This is a genomic window from Kluyvera intermedia (assembly GCF_034424175.1).
In the GTDB taxonomy this organism is placed as follows: Bacteria; Pseudomonadota; Gammaproteobacteria; order Enterobacterales; family Enterobacteriaceae; genus Kluyvera; species Kluyvera intermedia.
Window position 1 is genome coordinate 3,691,855 of the sequence record NZ_CP139986.1, and the last position, 18,557, is coordinate 3,710,411.

Genomic DNA, 18,557 nt, shown 5'->3' on the forward strand with positions numbered 1-18,557 from the left:
TCTATCCTTATCGTGAGTCACAAAATCTGGCTGAGATGGAGCTGGCCCATCAGCAGCGGGTTATCACTGTAGTCGACGGGAATGGCCACCACCGCCGGGCCGTCGACATCCATCGCCGCGCGCAGCGTTGGCTCGAGCGCGTCGGCGCTCTCTACGGCAAAACCTTTCGCGCCGAAGGCGTCGGCATAGGCTTTGAAATCGACCGGGCCAAACTCCACGCCGGAAAGACGCTGGTATTTTTTCTCTTCCTGAATCGCCACCATGTTGTAGGCGTTATCCACCCAGATGATGTGCAGTACGTTGGCGTTGAGACGCACTGCGGTTTCCAGCTCCATACTCGATTGCAGGAAGCCGCCGTCACCAGACACCGAGACCACCTTGCGGCCTGGGTTCACCAGCCATGCGCCAATCGCCCACGGCAGCGCGACGCCCATGGTCTGCTGACCGTTGGAGATCATCACCTGACGCGCCCGGAAACTGTAGAGGTAGCGGGCAATCCAGATGTGGAAGCTGCCCATATCCACCGTGAGCGTCACGTCGTTATTAACGATGTCCTGCATGGCTCGCACGATGCGCAGCGGATGCAGGGCAAACTGGTTGAGCGAAGCGCCACGACTGTCGAGCAGATCGCGCTGATGCTGGCGATCGATGAGAATTTCTGACGCATGCTGGCTCAGAGAGAGCTGGCGTTCGATCCGGTTGGCGAGTAGGTTCAGGGTTTCGGCGATGTCTCCCACCAGCTCAAGATCCGGTACATAGTGACGTTCTTCATAGGCAGGCAGCACATCAATGTGCACAAGCGTAGCGTCGCCGCCGTTCCACATCGACGGTTCGTATTCCACCGGGCTGTAGCCGATGCAGATAATCAAATCCGCAAGATGGAGTAATCTGTCGCCCGCCTGGTTATTAAACAAACCGACGCGTCCAGCAAATCGGCTGAAGTTCTCCTGGTTCACCGCCCCGGCGGCCTGATAGGTGCTGGTCACGGGGATACGGCTTTTTTCCAGCAGCTTACGCAGCGCTGCGCTATTAGCGGGTTGGCTGGCCATCAGCCCCAGCAAAATGACCGGATTTTTGGCGTTTTCGATAAGCTTCGCCACATCGTTAATGGCAGATTCCGGTGCCGGGCCCATCAGCGCCGAGCCGCTGGCAGGCAAAATGGCGCCCGTGGCGGGCTGGTCAACAATATCCTGTGGCAGGCTGACGAATGCGCCTCCCGGTCTGCCATGTTCGGCGGCGCGAAATGCGTTTGACACCACTTCGGCAATCGCATCCGACGAATTGACCTCCACGGCGTATTTGGTCACCGGGCTAAACATGGCGACGGTATCCATACTCTGATGCACCTGTTTGGCTTTATCCGCCCGTTTCACCGCCCCGCCGAGAGCGACCACCGGGTCACCCTCACTGTTGGCGGTAGCAATGCCGGTTATCAGATTCGAACACCCCGGCCCTGAGGTCACCAGTGCGACCCCAGCCTTGCCGGTCAGCCGTCCGACCGCCGCTGCCATAAACGCCGCGTTTGCCTCGTGGCGCACCGGGATAATCTCGATGGAGGAGTCCAGCAGGGAGTCAAAAACTTTGTCGATCTTCGCCCCCGGGATCCCGAATACCTGCTTCACGCCCTGAGCTTCCAACTGTCCGACAACCATATCGGCGCCGTGCGCCCACTGACGTGACTGTTTCTCACTGTTCACGATAGTTCTCCTGTTAGTTTTCGACGGAACGGATCGCTGCATCAAGATTGCTGGGGTGAAGGTTGGCCTGCAAAAAAGCGCTATCGGCAGGCAGGTCAATCATCAGCTTGTGAATTTCACCGAAAGTGAGCACCCCGCTCTCCAGCTGGTAGTCGAGCAGATGGCCCCCGCCCTGGCGGTCGTCGGTGATGAAATGTTCGTGATAACCGGCCACGTTGATGCCCTGCATATGCTGCGGCGTGCGGAACCCAACCAGCACGCCTTCGCGCTGGTTAAAGCGGAACACCGGCTGGTCATCGAGCACGTCGGTCATCGCACGGTACGGTGGCTTCTGGCGTGGGACGGTGCGAGTGTGGGCATGGCGGAAATGACCGTCGATGCGCAATGCGCAGAACAGGTTATCGGAGGGGATTTGCTGGTCGATCAGTTCGTGGATCTGCTGACGGCTGACCGGCGCATTGAAGGTTTTGCGATACTGCGGCTGGAACCAGGTCATCACCGCGAACGGCGTTTTTTGCTCAGGCTTCGCGGCCCGGGCGCTACCGTCGGCGCGCAGCTGGTACACCTGACTGCTGAAGGCAATCATTTCGCCGTCCAGCTCGTTGAAGGTGCCGAGACCAAAATCACCGTGCGCCAGCAGATCGGCGATGGTGGTTTCCCCCTCGTACACGCCGCTTAGCAGCGCGCTCATTAGCGATGTTTGATAGATAACGCTGTCAGGATGCTGAGCAGAGAACCCCCGCAGGGTCTCGCACAAACTGGCCTCACAGTCACAGGCAGATGAATGCATCATGCTCGTCCTCTTCAACTTTATTTAGAAAGGTTAAATAAATGTTGACCCGATTCAGCAGAGAGTTCCAATATAGAATCCATACTGGTTTGAGACGTTTTAGATATGGAACTTCGTTATCTGCGGTATTTTGTCGCGGTTGCACGCGAGCGACACTTCACAAAAGCAGCCAAAGCGCTGGGGATTTCACAGCCCCCACTGAGTCAGCAGATCAAACGGCTCGAAGAGGAAGTGGGCACACCGCTTTTCAGACGCCTGACGCGTGGCGTAGAGCTAACCGAAGCGGGAGAAGCTTTCTACGACGACGCCTGTAAGATCCTGGCGCTGAGTGACGCCGCGCTGGAGAAAACGCGTGGCATCGCGCGCGGGCAAAACGGTAGCCTGTCGATTGGCATCACCAGTTCAAACGCTTTCCATCCCAAAATCTTCACCTTGATCCGCCAGTATCAGTTGCAGAACATGGCGGTGCAGGTTCACCAGGTCGAGGCCAATATGTCTTCGCTGACAGCGATGCTGGCGGAGGGGGAGCTGGATATCGCCTTCGTGCGGCTGCCGTGCGAGAGCAGTAAAGCGTTCGAGCTAAGCATTCTCGACCGGGAGCCGATGGTGGTGGCGCTGCATCGCGACCATCCGCTAGCGGCATGCGGCGATCTAGCGCTGGAAAAGCTCCGCGATACGTCAGTGGTGTTGTTTCCACAGGAGGTTGCACCGGGGCTGTACGACCAGGTTTACAGCTACTGTGAGCGAGCCGGGATTGACGTGCAACATGCGTTGCAGTCATCACAGCTTTCATCTTCCCTGAGCATGGTCTCCGCAGGGGGCGGATTCGCGCTGGTGCCGAAGTCGATGGCGGCCATTTCACCGCCAAATATCACCTATCATGCGTTGAGTTCGCCTGAAATCTACACGGATATTGCCCTTTGCTGGCGGCGGTTTGAACGCTCCCACACGGTGAAACGTTTTTTATCTACGATGAATGCGCAATAACGTTGCATGCGCATTCAGTCTGGAGGTTAAGCGCCTGAGAGACTGACGCTTCGCATTTTCTCGCTTGCTAATAAAAACGCGGTTACCGAGGTCGCATCGGTAATTTTCCCCTCCAGTATTAACGATTTGAACTCATCCATTTTCATCCGTTTGACGGTCAGTCCATATTCTTCATCATCAAGCTGCTGACCGGCGAAAGTGAGCTGCGAGGCGAGGTAAATGTGGTAACCCTGTGTGGAATACCCCTGCGCCAATTTCTGATATCCCACAAACTCAAGCTTTTGGGCGATAAGCCCCGTTTCCTCACGTAGCTCTCCGGCCGCAACCTCTTCTGGCGCGGCAGAGGGCGACATTTCCCAGCTCCCCTGCGGCAGTTCAAGCGTTCTTACGCCCAGCGGATAGCGGAACTGTTCAACGACAAAGATTTCGTCGTCCTGCACCGGCACAATAACGACAAAATCCCCTTTCTCAATAACCGAATAAATCCCCTCGCTACCGTCGGCCCTGCGGATACGGTCTTCTTTGAGAGACATCCAGCGGTTACGGTAAATCTCTTTGGTGGAAAGGGTTGTTATCTCATCGCTCATGGTCATTTTCCTTTGGGCTAATACAGATGCAACGCGGTGGTGCTGTGTAGGGTACGATTAACGAATCCGCATTAAATGTTTGGTATAAAGATACGTTAACTTACCTTGTTGTTAATCAAAAGTGCCAACAACCCATTATGACAAAAGGTTGTGATGTGCCTAAGTGTGAGGTTCGAATGCTAAAAGTGATTGCTGAAGATTTTATTAAACCCGAGCATATTGAAGCCGTGATGCCGTTGTACAAGGAATTGATTTCAGCCACAAAAAGGGAGCCTCTTTGTATTGCTTACGATCTGTATATCGATGAAAAAGATCCGGGCCATTTCATTTTTATCGAGGAGTGGCCCGATCGCGCAGCGCTCGATGCGCATTGTGCCAGTGAGCACTTTAAACGGCTGGTGCCCTTAATTGATAAACATCAGCGTAAAGAGGCGCAATACATACTGATGGAGAGCCGGGTGAGCGAGGATGAATGAGATCTTAGCCGTTAACCCCGCCCCTGACTAAGCTTCGTATTGTTTAGCGTTAATTATTGTGTCGCCGTGCGGTCACCGCCGTCAGTACAGCGGCGCTTAGCAGCAATATTCCGCTAAGTTCAAACGCACACTGCCAGCCAAAATGGTCAAACACCACCCCGCCTAGCGTCGAGCCGAGCGCGATAGAGAGCTGAATTACCGCCACCATCAGCCCACCGCCCGCCTCGGCATCCTCAGGCAGCGTCCGGGCAATCCACGTCCACCAGCCCGTTGGCGCGGCTGTCGCCATCAATCCCCAGAACCCCAACAGCGAAGCAACAATCCAGACACTGTGCCCTGTCAAAACTAACGTCACCGCGATACCGGCCATGAGCAAAGGAATCACTGTCAACGTCGGGTAAAAACCGGCTTTCAAAAACGTTCCGACAACCAATGTCCCGATAAACCCTGCCACGCCAATGGTGAGAAGAATGAGCGATAAAGTGGTGATATCAACGCGGGTGACCGTTTCGAGGAACGGACGCACATAGGTGAATAGCGCAAATTGTCCCATAAAGAATATTCCGCAGGCGAGCAACCCCGTTACCACAATGGTGCGACGCAACAAGCGGAAGATGGAACCGCGTGGTGCGCGGTCTTTATCGATGTCCATCGTCGGCAAGCTAGACCACTGCCAGATGAAAGCGGCTACCGCCACAGGCACCAGGCATAAAAACGCGCCACGCCAGCCGACGGTGGCACCTAAATAACTGCCCAGTGGCGCGGCTACCACGGTTGCCAGCGCGTTACCGCCGTTAAAAATGGCTAACGCTCGGGTAACCTGATGTTGCGGGACAAGTCGAATTGCCGTCGCCGCTGACATTGACCAGAATCCGCCAATAGCGATACCAATCAGCGCTCGTCCCATCATATAAATCAGATAGCTTGAGGACAGCGCGATAATCATGGCCGATACGGCCATCAGCACGGTCATTGCGAGCAGCAGAGTCTTACGATCCACATTCCCGGCAAGGGTCGAGATAGTCAGGCTGGTCACAACCGCCAGCGCCCCGGAGATAGCAATCCCCTGACCTGCCAGCCCTTCGGTGACGAGCAAATCTTTCGCTATCGGCGTCAGTAGGCTGACCGGCATAAATTCTGAGGCGATCAGGACAAAAACACACAGGGTCATGGCAAACACACCGCTCCAGTGGGCGTGTTCTTTTTGCTGGGAGGACTGGCGAGTCAACGTGGACATTGGGCTACATCTCTGATTATTTTTCAAGCGAAGGTATTACGGCAAATGGAATGCCACCCGCTTCTTACGGGTGGCATTTTGACATCACTGACCGAAGGCTTTATTTGAGGTTGGTTTTGAAGAACTGGTCAAATTTGGCAAACGGTATTTTCCCTGCGGCATTGTCGTACAGGTCAACATGGTTTGCGCCCGGGACGACCACCAGCTCTTTATGTTTGCTGCCCACCGCTTTATAGGCGTCTTCAGCAAAGTAGCGCGAGTGTGCCTTTTCACCGGTCACAATAAGCGTCGGGATGGTGATTTCATTGGCGTAGCTCAGCAGCGGCATATTCATAAACGCTAAAGGCGTGGTCGCCGTCCAGGCACCGGTGGAGTTCACGGAGCGAGAATGGAAACCGCGCGGCACACGGTAATAATCAAAGAACTCTTTCAATACCGGATGCGGATCCGCAGGCAGTGCTTCAGGCAGAATGCGATCGCCTGCGGTGACGTTGCCCTTCTCATCGACATAAATATCATGACCAGCGTGGGCGAATGTGCCCTTTTCCGCATCTTTCCAGCGCTGTTCGTTAAGATATTGCAGTACGGCACGGCGATCGGCGGTGGAGTAGCGGTCTTTGCCGTCACCCACGCCATGGCCCATCGCCCGGCTCATGTCGTACATCACGCTGGTAGCGACCGCTTTGACACGCGTGTCCATTGCCGCATCGTTTAATGCCATCCCGCCCCAGCCACAGATACCGAGTAGACCGATACGCTCACGATCGACCTCTTTTTGTAAGCCCAGGAAATCCACCGCCGCGCTGAAGTCTTCGGTATTAATATCCGGAGAGGCCACATTGCGAGGATAGCCACCGCTTTCACCTGTGTAGGAAGGATCAAAGGCCAGCGTCACAAAACCTTGCTCGGCCAGCGTTTGCGCATACAGGCCGCTGGATTGTTCTTTGACCGCACCAAAAGGCCCGCTAACGGCAATAGCCGCAAGCTTTCGATCGCCCCGATCTTTTGGCACATAGAGATCGCCCACCAGTGTTATCCCGTAGCGGGTCGGGAAGGTGACTTTACGGTGTTCGACTTTATTGCTTTGGGCAAACGTTTTGTCCCATTTCTCGACCATCGAAACAGGCAGATTTGGATTAACAGTATCGGCATAACTCATTGTTGTGACTCCGCTTAGTGATGTGCATAACAGTAAGGCCGGTATAACGGCGGTCAGTTTTCTGGTGAAGATTTTCATCAGAGTTCCCCTAAAAAACAGGTTGTGGGTACAGGTTTCATACGGACAACGCTGCGGCGCTTTGTGGCAATGGGGGCATTATAGTGAGCAGAATGAGTGCTGATTAGAGGGGGATAAATGCTAGAATTAATACCATATTGTTATGAATAGGCAGGGTTGGTGCGATGGCAAAACGGGAAAACTACAATGAGCTGTACCTGTTTATGCAGGTAGTACGGGAAGGCAGTTTTACCGCCGCCGCCGCACGGCTTGGACTGGCACAATCCGGCGTTAGCCGTTCGATTCGCGAGCTTGAAGAGCGGCTCGGTGTCCAGCTTCTGGTTCGCACTACGCGCAAGCTCTCATTAACACAGGCCGGTGAGCAGCTTTATCAAACCGCAGAATCCGGCTTTGATGCCCTGGATTCCGGGTTGGCTACACTTGCCTATTATCGACAAACGCCTTCCGGCACCGTGCGCATCAATGCCAGTCAGCATGCGATTGATAAATGTCTTCTGCCAAAGCTGGCGGTTTTCAAGCAGCGATACCCGGATATCCGCCTGGAGCTGATGAATGAAAGCCGCTTTGTCGATATTATCGAGGAGCGCTTCGATGCCGGTGTCCGGCTTGGGCCCGAGGTTGGCAGCGGCATGATCGCCGTGCGCATTACTCCCGATATGGAGATGGCCGTGGTGGGCACGCCCGATCATTTTCGCCGTTACGGTTTTCCACAGACTCCAGCCGATTTAGTCGTCCATCCCTGTATTGCCTATCAGTTTGGCGACGGCAGTCTGTATCAATGGGAAATGGTGCAGGATGATAAAAAAATAACCCACCGACCACAGGGGCAATGGGCCTTATCTGATAGCTATATGGAAGCCGAAGCCGCCCGACTCGGCCTGGGGCTGGCGTATATTCCTGTCGAACTGGTTGCCGATGATTTAGAACGCGGGGCGCTTATCCGGGTGCTGCAACGTTATAGCCTGCGTATGGAAGGGTTGTTTCTGTATTACCCTCATCGCAATGTGTCTCCTGCGCTCAGAGTGGTGATTGATACGCTGAAAATATAAACGAGGGGATGACACCGCTACCCTCGCCTACGGGCAGCGGTGTCGGCGGTTAGAATTGATATTTTAAACCCAGCATCGCAGAGGCGTCACTGTAACCCATATCACCGATATCAACAGCCGTACCGCCCCACAGGTTGAGCGCCGGAGTCAATTGCCCCTGAACGCCCAGTTTCAGTTGACCGACATTGCGCGTACCGGACATGCTGACCGCTTCACCATCCATCCGCATGCCGTATTGCTGCGTGTTGTGGATCCAGTTCGCTTCAACATAAGGTTTGAATTCACGCTGTTTCCCCTCGTCCAGCGATGAATGACCTTTCAGATACAGACGCATGCCAAGTCGCGTTTGAAGATTATCGTTACCGATATCCTGCACTCGGGTGCCGTTATCCTCGGTAAGGGTATGATTTTTCACGCCCATCCAGATAACCTGCGCCTGCGGCTGGAGATACAGTTCGCTGTGTTGAAGCTGGGCAATAGAGGCAATATAGCCGGTCTCCAGCGACGCGGTGAATCCACGGCTTTTATAAGACGCATTTGGCTGACCATTGCTATCGACCTGATTGTTAAACCAATTGTACTGAACCCAGCTATCTGCATAGAGACCGGTTTTCGCTTGCGCATTTTCAAACCAGGTACCGTATAGACCGGTGCTGTAGCCGTTGATCTCTGATTTAGATTGATATCCGGTAAGCATGGAATGGGTATTCGCGTGCTGGTTGGCATACCCTGCCATGATGCCGACATCCCAACGGTCTCGATCGCCGAATGCCCCCTGAATCAGCTCATCGCCCAACTGCACCACATAACGATTCGTTTGGGTTTTCAGCTGATTACCGCCGCTGTTAAAGCGCGTTTGTCCCCCTTCCTGGCGTAACCACAGCTTGCTGTAACCGCGCTGTCCGGTCACTGGATCGATATACTCAGTACCACCTTCGCGATCGTCAAGCGTAAGGTTAAAGAGCGTATTGGCCGCCGCCAGGTTGGCGATATAGCCACCAATTTCAGGACGCAGCGTTTTTGGCGTCGACAACGGTGGTGCAATAGGTTTACCAGGGCTGACTGGAGGTGTAACCCGCGGATTGCGAGGGTGATCGGTGGTCACCGGTGGCGTAACCGGTTTACCAGGCTTAACCGGCGGCACGGGAGGTTTGCCGGGATCCGTTGTCACCGGTGGCGTAACCGGTTTGCCAGGCTTAACCGGCGGCACGGGAGGTTTGCCGGGATCCGTTGTCACCGGTGGCGTAAGCGGTTTGCCAGGCTTAACCGGTGGCACGGAAGGTTTGTCGGGATCCGTTGTCACCGGTGGTGTAACCGGTTTGCCAGGCTTATCCGGAGTTACCGGCGGATTCACAGGCTTACCGGGATCAACCGGTGGTTTTTCCGGCGGGATGACAGGGCCGGTATATTGGTTGGTGAGATACCAATTATTCCCTTTTTGCACCAGCGAATAATCATACAGGCCAGCCACAATACGACCCTTTTGATAGAACGCGGTCGATGACGAGTTGCCTTTTACATCAATCAGTTCAATACCATTGATAACACTCGCACCTTTGCCCCCGAGGTTGGTCACGCTCACCCCGGTACTACCGTCAGTGCTTCCTGCAATATTAACCCGATCGGCCGGGGAATCATCGCCCGCCAACACGCCATTCATTTGCAGCAGGCTGTCGCTTCCCCCGGTGTAGTCACCGGCAATATTCAATTGACTGCCCTGGGTTGTGTCATCCCGGTTAAGTTGCACCGTGCCATCATTACTCAGATTACCGTTGATGGTGAATTGGCTAGACTCCGCAGTGGTCGTTGATGCGGTATCGCCGACCGTCAGTATGGCGCCACTTGCCATCGTCGTCGCACCGACCTGCCCGGTACCCGAGAGTTGGCTATTTTGCTCTACCTTGACCGGGCCGCTAATACCGCCGGTAACGTTAAGGTTACCGCCAGCAACAAGGGTATTGCCGCTATATGTATTCTGACCCGCTAGCGTTAAACTCCCCTCTCCCGCTTTGGCAAAATCACCGCTGCCGCTCATCACCTGAGCGATTGTGGAGTCATGACCGTTGGTGTCAAACGTACCGCCGCCTGCCGCGAGAGTCACCGCACGCTCGGCGGAAAGATTGAGCGAATCATTGATAGTCAGCACGCCACCATCAAAGTGTAAAGCACCTGAAGCGACCCCCAGCGCGCTATCGTCGGCAATCGCAATGGTGCCCTGCTTTATCGTTGTACCGCCGCTGTAGGTATTGCCGTCCATTGCTTCCGGCGTCATGGTCAGTACGCCCTCACCTTGTTTAATCACCTGACCGCTACCGACAATTTGTCCAACATAGCTGCCGTCATCCGGCTGGACTAAAATCAGCGTGCCGTTGTTAATGACATTATCGTTATTGCCAGTTTTAAGGCTGTTGGTAGGCAAACTTTGCGCCCGAGCTTCAACCGTTGCTCCGGCATCGTTGTTACCTTCAGGGTTGATAATAAGCTGGCCGCTGAAGCCATCATTATTCCCGCTTAATCCCAGAGTGCCTTGATCCACGGCGACCCGGTTAAATCCTTCCAGTGAACCGCTGACGTCCCAGCGACCTGCGCCCGATTTCGTTAACGTGGTGAAGTTTTTGATATCACCTCGCAGCGAATCCAGTGAGCCTTGTTGTCCATCCAGCGTTAAATTATTGGTGCCACCGCCGCCGTTGATATTGCCGGTGACTTCCGAACCCGCATAGAAAAAGAGATCGTCATCACCACGGGAAAACTGCAGATCTCCCTCAACACGTCCACCGGTGTTATTTTCAAATCGAATACCGTTACCACCGCTAGTACCGATCACATTTCCACCACCGGGGCGCTGGATAACACCATAATTAACGACATTATTTCGCGTTCCAGATTGCGTATCCTGAAACCAAATCGCCGCAGTTGCCGATGCACTAATCATCCCGTTATTAACGATGGTGTTGCCATATCCCATCACGTTAATAGCTTCGGCCATATTATTGTTGCCGTTAACTATTACCTTACCGGTTTTATCTATATTAATAACGGTGTTATTTTGCGCTTCAATAGTATTTGGCCCCGTTCCCGGATAACCACTCAATCCGCCTCGACTACCACTTGGGGAGTTGGTTACCGTACCACTGACATTAATAGCATTGTCATCACCCACACTTATTGCAGGGTTACCACCACCGTTCAGCGTAGCGTTCTGATTAATAGTAATAGCGGCGCTGTTGGTTTTTGCACCAGCCCCGAGCATCTCATTGGTCTGGTTTTCACAGGTATATCGATTACCGTTGACGGGACACGCAGCATAGCTCTGCCTGATGGCGCTAGTGAGTAGCACCGCGCTGGCAAGTAAAATAAAAGTTTTCTTTTCCATAGGAGATCGTTATTCGATTCAATGACCGAAGCATTAGTGCTAAGCATTTTGTATGATGATAGTAAAATAGACCTCCTGAACTTATTAATCCATCGGTTCTAAGCATTTTCTTAGATTTAAAAGTGTTATATGGATTTGTGATCCAAATGTAAGCAAAACTAACCGATTATATTTTTTATGTGAAAATTAACTTCCCTGCACATCACCGGATAACCATTCAATTATTAGGTATAAATGATATCCCCTCGTTATGCGGAGTTCCTATCGATAATTATATCTTATATATATAAATATAGTTGATGAATTCTAATAACAGCCGACCTTAACTACAATTTAATCTATAGCAATTGCATCTTAATATCACCGTGATATATTCAGGCCTAATTTTAATTATTATATTAATAGTATAAAAAATTAATTATTTTTGATCTAACATTATGTTATTCACTCCCATCGAGTGAATAAACGTAGAGGGTTTACCGTGATGACAAGACGTTCGTTCATTAGACAAGGGCTGGTCAGTTCCACGAGTTTGCTTGTTGCCGGAATGACCGGCATGAGCTTAAGCAACTTTGCCAGTGCTGCACTGAGCCAACAATGGCTGATGCCAGATGAAGGCGCGCCCCATGCCGCCACCTGGATGGCATTTGGCGCGAGTACAGAAATCTGGGAGCCTGACCTACTGCCGGTAGTGCAAAAGAATCTGGCCAGTATCGCCAAAACGATCGCCGCCTATGAACCCGTGCATATGCTGGTGCGCGAAGAGGATTATAATATTGCGGCCAGGCTGTGCGGGCCAAAGGTCAATCTGCAGGTTCAGTCCATTGACGATCTGTGGATCCGCGACACGGGGCCTGTGTTTGTTAAAAATAGCGCTGGCCTGCTCGGCGGCGTTGGGTTTAATTTCAATGGCTGGGGCAATAAACAAGAACATGAATATGATGCCGAAGTGGCTGAGGCCGTGACGGATGCCGCCAAAGCGACCTTTATACGCTCATCGTTGATTCTGGAGGGTGGCGGAATTGAAGTCGATGGCGAAGGTACGGCGATCATTACCGAAAGTTGTGTTATTAACCCAAACCGTAATCCCGGCGTCAGTAAAACGGCGTGTGAGGTTGAGTTGAAGCGCCTGCTGGGGCTTGAGAAAATCATCTGGCTCCCCGGTATCGCAGGTAAAGATATCACCGATGGGCATACCGATTTTTATGCTCGCTTTGCTCAACCAGGTACCGTAGTCGCCGGGCTTGAGAAGGATTGGTCATCATTTGATTATGCCGTGACAAGACGGCATCTGGATATTTTACGCACCGCCACGGATGCCAAAGGACGACGCCTGAAAGTCATCACGCTAGAGGGGCCATCGACTATCCGGCAGAGCGATGAAAGTACTGATTTTGCAGCAGGTTATATTAATTTTTATGTTTGTAACGGTGCAGTTATCGCGCCGGAATTTGGCGACAAGCGAACAGATCGTAACGCATACGCCGCCTTACAGGAGCTGTTTGCAGACCGCGAAATTATTCAGTTAAATATTGATGGCGTGGCAGCGGGAGGCGGCGGGATTCATTGCACAACTCAGCAGCAGCCCGGTTAGTTGCAGAATGCCTGTGAGTGTCGGCTTAACGCTGACACTCACAGAACTAACGGTTCATCCTGTCAGGCGAGTTTATTTTCCTTCCTGTTCAGCAATATACGTTAGTAACTTCAGACTTGATGAATAGTAATCCTCCTGAGCAGTCAGGAAACCACCTTCATTATATTGATTACCTACTGAAATATTTCTGACCGCCATCATTCCTGGCGGCAGAGGATATTCTGCAACTTCATTACTGGTGACATCTATCCAGGCCGGAGTATTCAGCGATGGCATTGTTTGCCAATAGGCCTTGAAAATTCTATTTTGTGGCAGATTTTTCTTATACCAGTTGAGATACAGTGGAATTCGAATGGCATCAAAACTAAAGCGGGCAGGCCAGTCGGTTGCCGGAGCCACACTTCCCTCTTTATTCAACATGACCCAGTCAGTCGGCAATTTATGAGGACCGAAACGCATTGTATCAAGCAGTGATAGGCCATCATCAATGAGTTTTTTCCATTTTGCGCGATGGGAATGGGTATAGAAATCCTGCCATGCTGGGAAGATGAAATATGAAGGGTTGAGGTTAATAAAGTCTTTGTGCTGGAATCCGAATGTTCCCGGCAACATGACGGTTTTATCAGCCCTTGTCACGACCGCTTTTGATAATAATGCACTTTGGATTTTCTCAGATGCTGCAATATAGTCCTGATCGTTCCAGCGTTTTCCGGCGCGTAATAATGCCCAGCCGATGAGTATATCGCCATCGGTAGCGTTATTACGGTCGCTTGATTGGTGTTGTTCTGGGTTAAATCGCCATGCAAAAAGCCCAATATCTTCACGATAAAGATTTTTTTGCGTCCAGCGCCAGAGCTGCTCAAAGGTTGAACGATCGTTGTTAATTTCAGCCAGCAGCATCCCATACCCCTGACCTTCAGAGTGGCTGATTTGCTGGTTTCCATTATCAACTACGCGCCCCTGAGCAATGAAATGTTGCTTGTAGAGTTGCCAGTTTTCGCTATTTTGAGAGGCGAAACTTGTTGCACTGAACATCGATAAAAAACATATAGTTATAAAATACAACAGCGGCTTAATGCTCACGTTATCCTCTCTCAACTTCATATCGAAAAACGAGCAAGCTCGGCTTGCCTTCTACCAGCGTAAACGCTATTTGCTCACTTCCACCTTGAGTGCGCAGCCATTCTTTCCAACACCCTTCCATGAGGGAGGCAAAACCCAATGTCCATGTCGGTAATTCATCCATTTGTCCAGCATGGGGCCACGCAATATGATTTATCGTTAATCCTTGTTCATCCACAATAATATGGACGCGTCCCCAGTTAAATCGGGCGAGCAAATGGTTAACCTCGTCTTCCAAAAGCCCCAAGGTTTCAACTTGCCGCAGCGGAAATTTCAGGGCTAACTGGTTGCCTACGTGTTGCAGGAAAATACGCCCTTCATTTCTATCTGCCGCAGAAAGAATACTGCTGCAAAGTAAGGTACTCAGGTCTTGCCAGCCAGGTACATATTGCTGCTGACGATAATATTCGTCAGTGGTGTCAGATATCGTCATGGTGCGCCTCATTTATCATCAAATGAATATTTCAAATAAAGCTGTGCATTCGCTTCTGAATATTCTCCTACGGTGTCATAGCCCAGGGCTCCACCAACCGACATTTGCGGCGACAGTTTATAATTGCCTTGTAGCTTGACGTTGTAGCTCACACCGCGTGATGTTTTTGCAGCATAGTGAGATTCTTCACCAAATCCAGCGTCGACCAGCCAATCCAGATTGTTTTGCCATTCCGATTCAGTCGGGAAATAGTCACTCTGTTTCTGAGAGTAGGCCTGATACCCCACGGCACCGGATAGCTTGTAGCTCCAGTCACCCGCGTTCCGGCTATATTCAACAGGCACAGATAAACTGATGTAGTTTTGCGGACTGAAATAGCCGCCCTGACCAAAGCTAAAGTTGCTGAGGTTTTCGGCATAGTTCATATAGTCAGCATTAATACCGACTTTAATTTCCTTCTCATCGGTATGCAGTGGACGATAATAGAAGCCCGCATTACCCATCACCGCGCTGTTATCCGCTACGTTCTCACCCTGATATTTATAGTAAGATGCACCACCGTAAGCGCCAGCATCACCGTCGTCATAACTTAAACTCAGGCCGCCACCACTTTTGACAACGGCGCCCCAGGTCTTACCGCTGTATTTGTCTTTAGTCCCCACATAAGAGAGAAGACTGTCGGTAACGGCTCGTCGTTCCAGATTAAATGTCAGTTGAGTATTCGTCGCAACGATCGGCGACCAGCGTAGCCCGCCGACCAGATTTTTCGCGCCCTCGCCGCCAAGAGGCGTGGTTCCAAGATCGGCCTGATACGAATCGCCGCTCAGTGCAACAGAGAGTTCAGTCCCCGTTTTACGCTGCTCACCGCTTGAGTTTGCCGGGAAATCATCAGGGCCATAACTCTGCGGCTGCATGATTTTTTCCTGCGCCAGGTTATAAGCATCCTGGGCATCCGTTTCTTCGTGGGTGGCCACTTCACAAGCGGCAGACGTTGGACTTTGGCACGCTTTAATTCGGGCGTTAGATTTATCTTCCAGCGCCTTACGTGCCGCACTGGCCGCCGCTTTCGAATTGTCTGCCAACGCTTGCGATGACTGCGTCGCTCGCCATGCGGCATTAGCCTGTTGCAACGCACCGGTACCAAAACGATTGCTGGCCTTGCCGGAAGTGCTACCGGCATTCAGCAGCACCGGGGTGACGGCAAATTTCAGGCGTGACTCATCAAAGGGGACGGTGGAGAAGGCTAACGATGCTTTCGTTTCGCTAAGCGCCCCTAATCCATCATCACCATTTCGATCCCTGAGACTTAAGTTTGTTTCAACCCATGAAGAGAGCTTTTCACGCGTTTCATTGAGCATCTTCGTGACCCGGGTCAGTAACTGAGGGTTCTGTGATGATGAAACCGGCGACGAACTTCCCGACGCGCTTTCCCCGCCAACCTGCCATGGCAAGCGGGTATCAATAGGGGTTTTATTGACGAACGGGTTATCCGAGATAGGAAGTCCATCAATTGTGGCATTGTTGCCCGCACTGGCGATGCCTAGCAGTTGTTGTTTCGCCTGACGCAATAACCCCAGCGCGCGTTTTGATTCGCCATTGCTGCGGGCCACACGCGCGGCAAGGAATAAATTCTCTGGCGAGTTTTTATCCTTCAGCCCTTGCATTAATGTCATGGCACGCTGGTTGTCTTTCGCCTTGAGCGCCAGATCGATTGCGCCAGTTCGGGCATCCTGATTTTGCGGGTCCTGCGAAAGCACATATTGATAGATGCTCCCGGCGTTGTCGCTCATATTGCCCGACTGATAAACACGCGCCATCGCCAGCATCAGATCTTTGTTATGCGGATCCTGATGCAGCTGAACAATCAACATATCATAGGCATCAGCGTACTGACCTTGTTCGCGCAGACGATCCGCTTTGTTGATCACCTCACCCATTTTTATATGCGTAATATCTTGCTGGGAACTCCGCGCCAACAATGCCGGGTTACTCAGGATCTGATTGGCTTCGCTCGCGAGGCCTGCGGAATTTAATACGTTGATTTGTTGCGCATAGTCACCAACGCTACCTTTAAGACCGGAAGCCAGATTATGGTGTATAACGCCGAGTGCTCGCTCCGTTTGTCCCGCTTTATATAAACTCTCCGCCAGATGTCCGGCATCGGCAGCGGAAAGCGTTTCTATCCGGCTCAGGGCTAATAATTGCTCAGCAGCACTGGCTCTATCACCTCCCGCAAGAAGCGAGTCGGCGCGCGTAATTCCCTGGTTAAACGTGGCGCGACGATTAAGCTCGCTCATCTCTTTAGTCCACTGACTACGCGGGATCCGGCTCAAGACAGTCGCGGTATCTTCCCACTTTTTATTTTCGCTAAGAAAAATTGCGGCAGCGGTCAGGGAGTCTTTACGGGGGCTGTCTGCTAACGATGAGATTATGGACAATGCCTGTGAACTATCACCCTGCTTTTGTAATACGCGGGCTAAGTCCAGACGTAGCCAGGGGTTTGATGGCTCTTTTTGCAACGCGCTGCGTAGCAGTTGTTCAGCCTGTTGGGTTTCCCCCTGACTTAATGCCTCGGCCGCTTGTCGACGAATAGGGTCAATGCTGGCAGGTTGCCCCGCCATCACCTTCTGACGAAATGCAGGCGGCATCGATTTCAGCAAATTCGCCGCATCATCCGTTTTATGTTCAGCTTTTAAAACATAATATAAGGATTGCATAACATCGGCTGAAGGTGCCTGTTCCGCCAGCGTACGATATGCCTGTTCCGCAGCAGGCAGATCGCCACGGCGGCGCAGAATATCGGCACGGAAAAGGTCAACGGCATGTCGTTCATCACCGCTGCTATTGAGCAATGGTTCGCTGGTCGCTAATGCAGAATCCCAATCTTTATTATTCGCCTGCGCTTTTGCCTGGCTTAAAATGCCGTAGAAATTCGCTTGTCCATAAAGCGTCATCCATTTCTCTTTATCCGGCCCATTTTGAGCAGCGGCACGCTTTAGATAGTCGCTGGCAGCGGTGAAATTGCCTTTGCGCATAGCAATAATCCCCAGCCCGCCAAGAGCATTGCTGTTCCCAGGATCGGCTTCCAGTACTTTCTCAAATGATGTGGTTGCCTGGTCCAGTTGCCCATTTTCAACGGTTTTATAACCGTTCGAAATAATGCTACCGGTGACGTTTTGGGAATAATGTTCTCCGATTTCACGATCGTCAGGCTGCTGTTGTAGCCAGTTTTCAAAAAGGGGACGATCGCCGGCATTGGGATGCAGCCACAGCAGCGCCTGGCGCAGATTTTTTTTCGCCTCAGGATTTGAATGCGATAGCGTTTCCAATAGCGTAATCCCATCGCGTCGGCTCTCTTCCTGATAAGTGAGGATTTTCCCCAGCGCCAGGGTAGTCGCAACATCATGAGGATGCTGCTGATGAAGCTGGCTTAAAGCGTCAATCGCTTCAGGACGGCGCTCAGGTATTGACGCCAGAGTCTGATAATACTCACTGCTAAGCGAAGATTTCGGCTGCCCCTGTTTAAACAACTCTTCATAGATAGTGACCGCAGCAGCGTTATTGTCATGGCTTGAAAGTCGACGCGCTTCGGCTAGACGACCAGGCAATACGGCGCTGGCTGAGACTTCACCTTCCAGTTGAGCTATTTTTGCGCCATCGGGATCGGCCTGACGTAATTTCGCTTTCCAGGCTGCCGCTTCTGCTTTTTTACCCTGCTGTTGCGTATAGAGCGCCATTAAATACAGCGCATCGGTGTTGCCCGGCTCAACGCTCAGTATTTTCTTTAAGGCAAGCTGAGCATCATCTGGATGTTCGCGCTCATGCCAGTACTGCGCCTGTGTAAAAAGTTGTTCGAGTACGCTGCTATTATCTCCAGCAGCATGTACGGGGAAAGATAATGGGAACAGACAGATGCTACTTAAGCCAATCCCATGAATAATTTTATTTAGTTTACGAATTTTCATTTCATAT

At 51.9% G+C, this 18,557-nt stretch carries 13 protein-coding genes; 4 read left to right on the plus strand and 9 right to left on the minus strand.

Annotated elements, in window-relative coordinates:
* Positions 1-17: 17 nt before the first annotated feature.
* Positions 18-1,652, minus strand: a complete 1,635-nt coding sequence (alsS, locus tag U0026_RS17920; RefSeq protein WP_267238870.1) for an acetolactate synthase AlsS — start codon at positions 1,650-1,652, stop codon at positions 18-20.
* Between the two features lie 58 nt (positions 1,653-1,710).
* A complete protein-coding gene (budA, locus tag U0026_RS17925; protein ID WP_062777191.1) occupies positions 1,711-2,490 on the minus strand; it encodes an acetolactate decarboxylase in 780 nt (259 codons plus the stop codon).
* 102 nt (positions 2,491-2,592) lie between these two features.
* Here budA and U0026_RS17930 point away from each other — a divergent pair, with 102 nt between their 5' ends.
* On the plus strand, positions 2,593-3,474 hold the full coding sequence (locus U0026_RS17930) for a LysR family transcriptional regulator (RefSeq protein ID WP_062777193.1): 882 nt from the start codon (positions 2,593-2,595) through the stop codon (positions 3,472-3,474).
* 26 nt (positions 3,475-3,500) lie between these two features.
* Here U0026_RS17930 and U0026_RS17935 read toward each other — a convergent pair whose 3' ends face one another.
* The gene (locus U0026_RS17935) at positions 3,501-4,061 is read right to left on the minus strand and encodes an NUDIX domain-containing protein (protein ID WP_062777195.1); all 561 of its coding nucleotides are present in this window, start codon (positions 4,059-4,061) and stop codon (positions 3,501-3,503) included.
* A gap of 176 nt (positions 4,062-4,237) precedes the next feature.
* Between U0026_RS17935 and U0026_RS17940 the strand changes: the two genes are divergently transcribed.
* Positions 4,238-4,537, plus strand: coding sequence for a putative quinol monooxygenase (locus tag U0026_RS17940; protein ID WP_062777197.1), 300 nt, complete (start codon positions 4,238-4,240; stop codon positions 4,535-4,537).
* Positions 4,538-4,586: 49 nt separating this feature from the next.
* Here U0026_RS17940 and U0026_RS17945 read toward each other — a convergent pair whose 3' ends face one another.
* Positions 4,587-5,774, minus strand: a complete 1,188-nt coding sequence (locus tag U0026_RS17945; RefSeq protein ID WP_062777199.1) for an MFS transporter — start codon at positions 5,772-5,774, stop codon at positions 4,587-4,589.
* 100 nt (positions 5,775-5,874) lie between these two features.
* The gene (locus U0026_RS17950; protein WP_073971177.1) at positions 5,875-7,011 is read right to left on the minus strand and encodes an alpha/beta hydrolase; all 1,137 of its coding nucleotides are present in this window, start codon (positions 7,009-7,011) and stop codon (positions 5,875-5,877) included.
* A gap of 164 nt (positions 7,012-7,175) precedes the next feature.
* Here U0026_RS17950 and U0026_RS17955 point away from each other — a divergent pair, with 164 nt between their 5' ends.
* Positions 7,176-8,060, plus strand: a complete 885-nt coding sequence (locus U0026_RS17955) for a LysR family transcriptional regulator (RefSeq protein ID WP_062777203.1) — start codon at positions 7,176-7,178, stop codon at positions 8,058-8,060.
* A gap of 49 nt (positions 8,061-8,109) precedes the next feature.
* On the opposite strand, the gene U0026_RS17960 is transcribed toward U0026_RS17955, so the two are convergent.
* Entirely contained in the window at positions 8,110-11,436 is a 3,327-nt protein-coding gene (locus U0026_RS17960; protein ID WP_062777205.1) for an autotransporter outer membrane beta-barrel domain-containing protein, read from the minus strand.
* Between the two features lie 481 nt (positions 11,437-11,917).
* Between U0026_RS17960 and U0026_RS17965 the strand changes: the two genes are divergently transcribed.
* Positions 11,918-13,030, plus strand: coding sequence for an agmatine deiminase family protein (locus U0026_RS17965; RefSeq protein ID WP_062777207.1), 1,113 nt, complete (start codon positions 11,918-11,920; stop codon positions 13,028-13,030).
* A 72-nt stretch (positions 13,031-13,102) separates the two neighbouring features.
* Here U0026_RS17965 and U0026_RS17970 read toward each other — a convergent pair whose 3' ends face one another.
* The 3 genes from U0026_RS17970 to U0026_RS17980 are packed head-to-tail and all read right to left on the minus strand — an operon-like array spanning position 13,103 to position 18,550.
* Positions 13,103-14,113, minus strand: coding sequence for a glycosyl hydrolase family 8 (locus tag U0026_RS17970; RefSeq protein ID WP_241973908.1), 1,011 nt, complete (start codon positions 14,111-14,113; stop codon positions 13,103-13,105).
* A 1-nt stretch (position 14,114) separates the two neighbouring features.
* A complete protein-coding gene (gene bcsD / locus U0026_RS17975) occupies positions 14,115-14,585 on the minus strand; it encodes a cellulose biosynthesis protein BcsD (RefSeq protein WP_062777211.1) in 471 nt (156 codons plus the stop codon).
* Positions 14,586-14,593: 8 nt separating this feature from the next.
* Positions 14,594-18,550: a cellulose biosynthesis protein BcsC gene (locus tag U0026_RS17980; protein WP_062777212.1), complete on the minus strand. Its 3,957-nt coding sequence runs from the start codon at positions 18,548-18,550 to the stop codon at positions 14,594-14,596.
* Between the last annotated feature and the right edge of the window lie 7 nt (positions 18,551-18,557).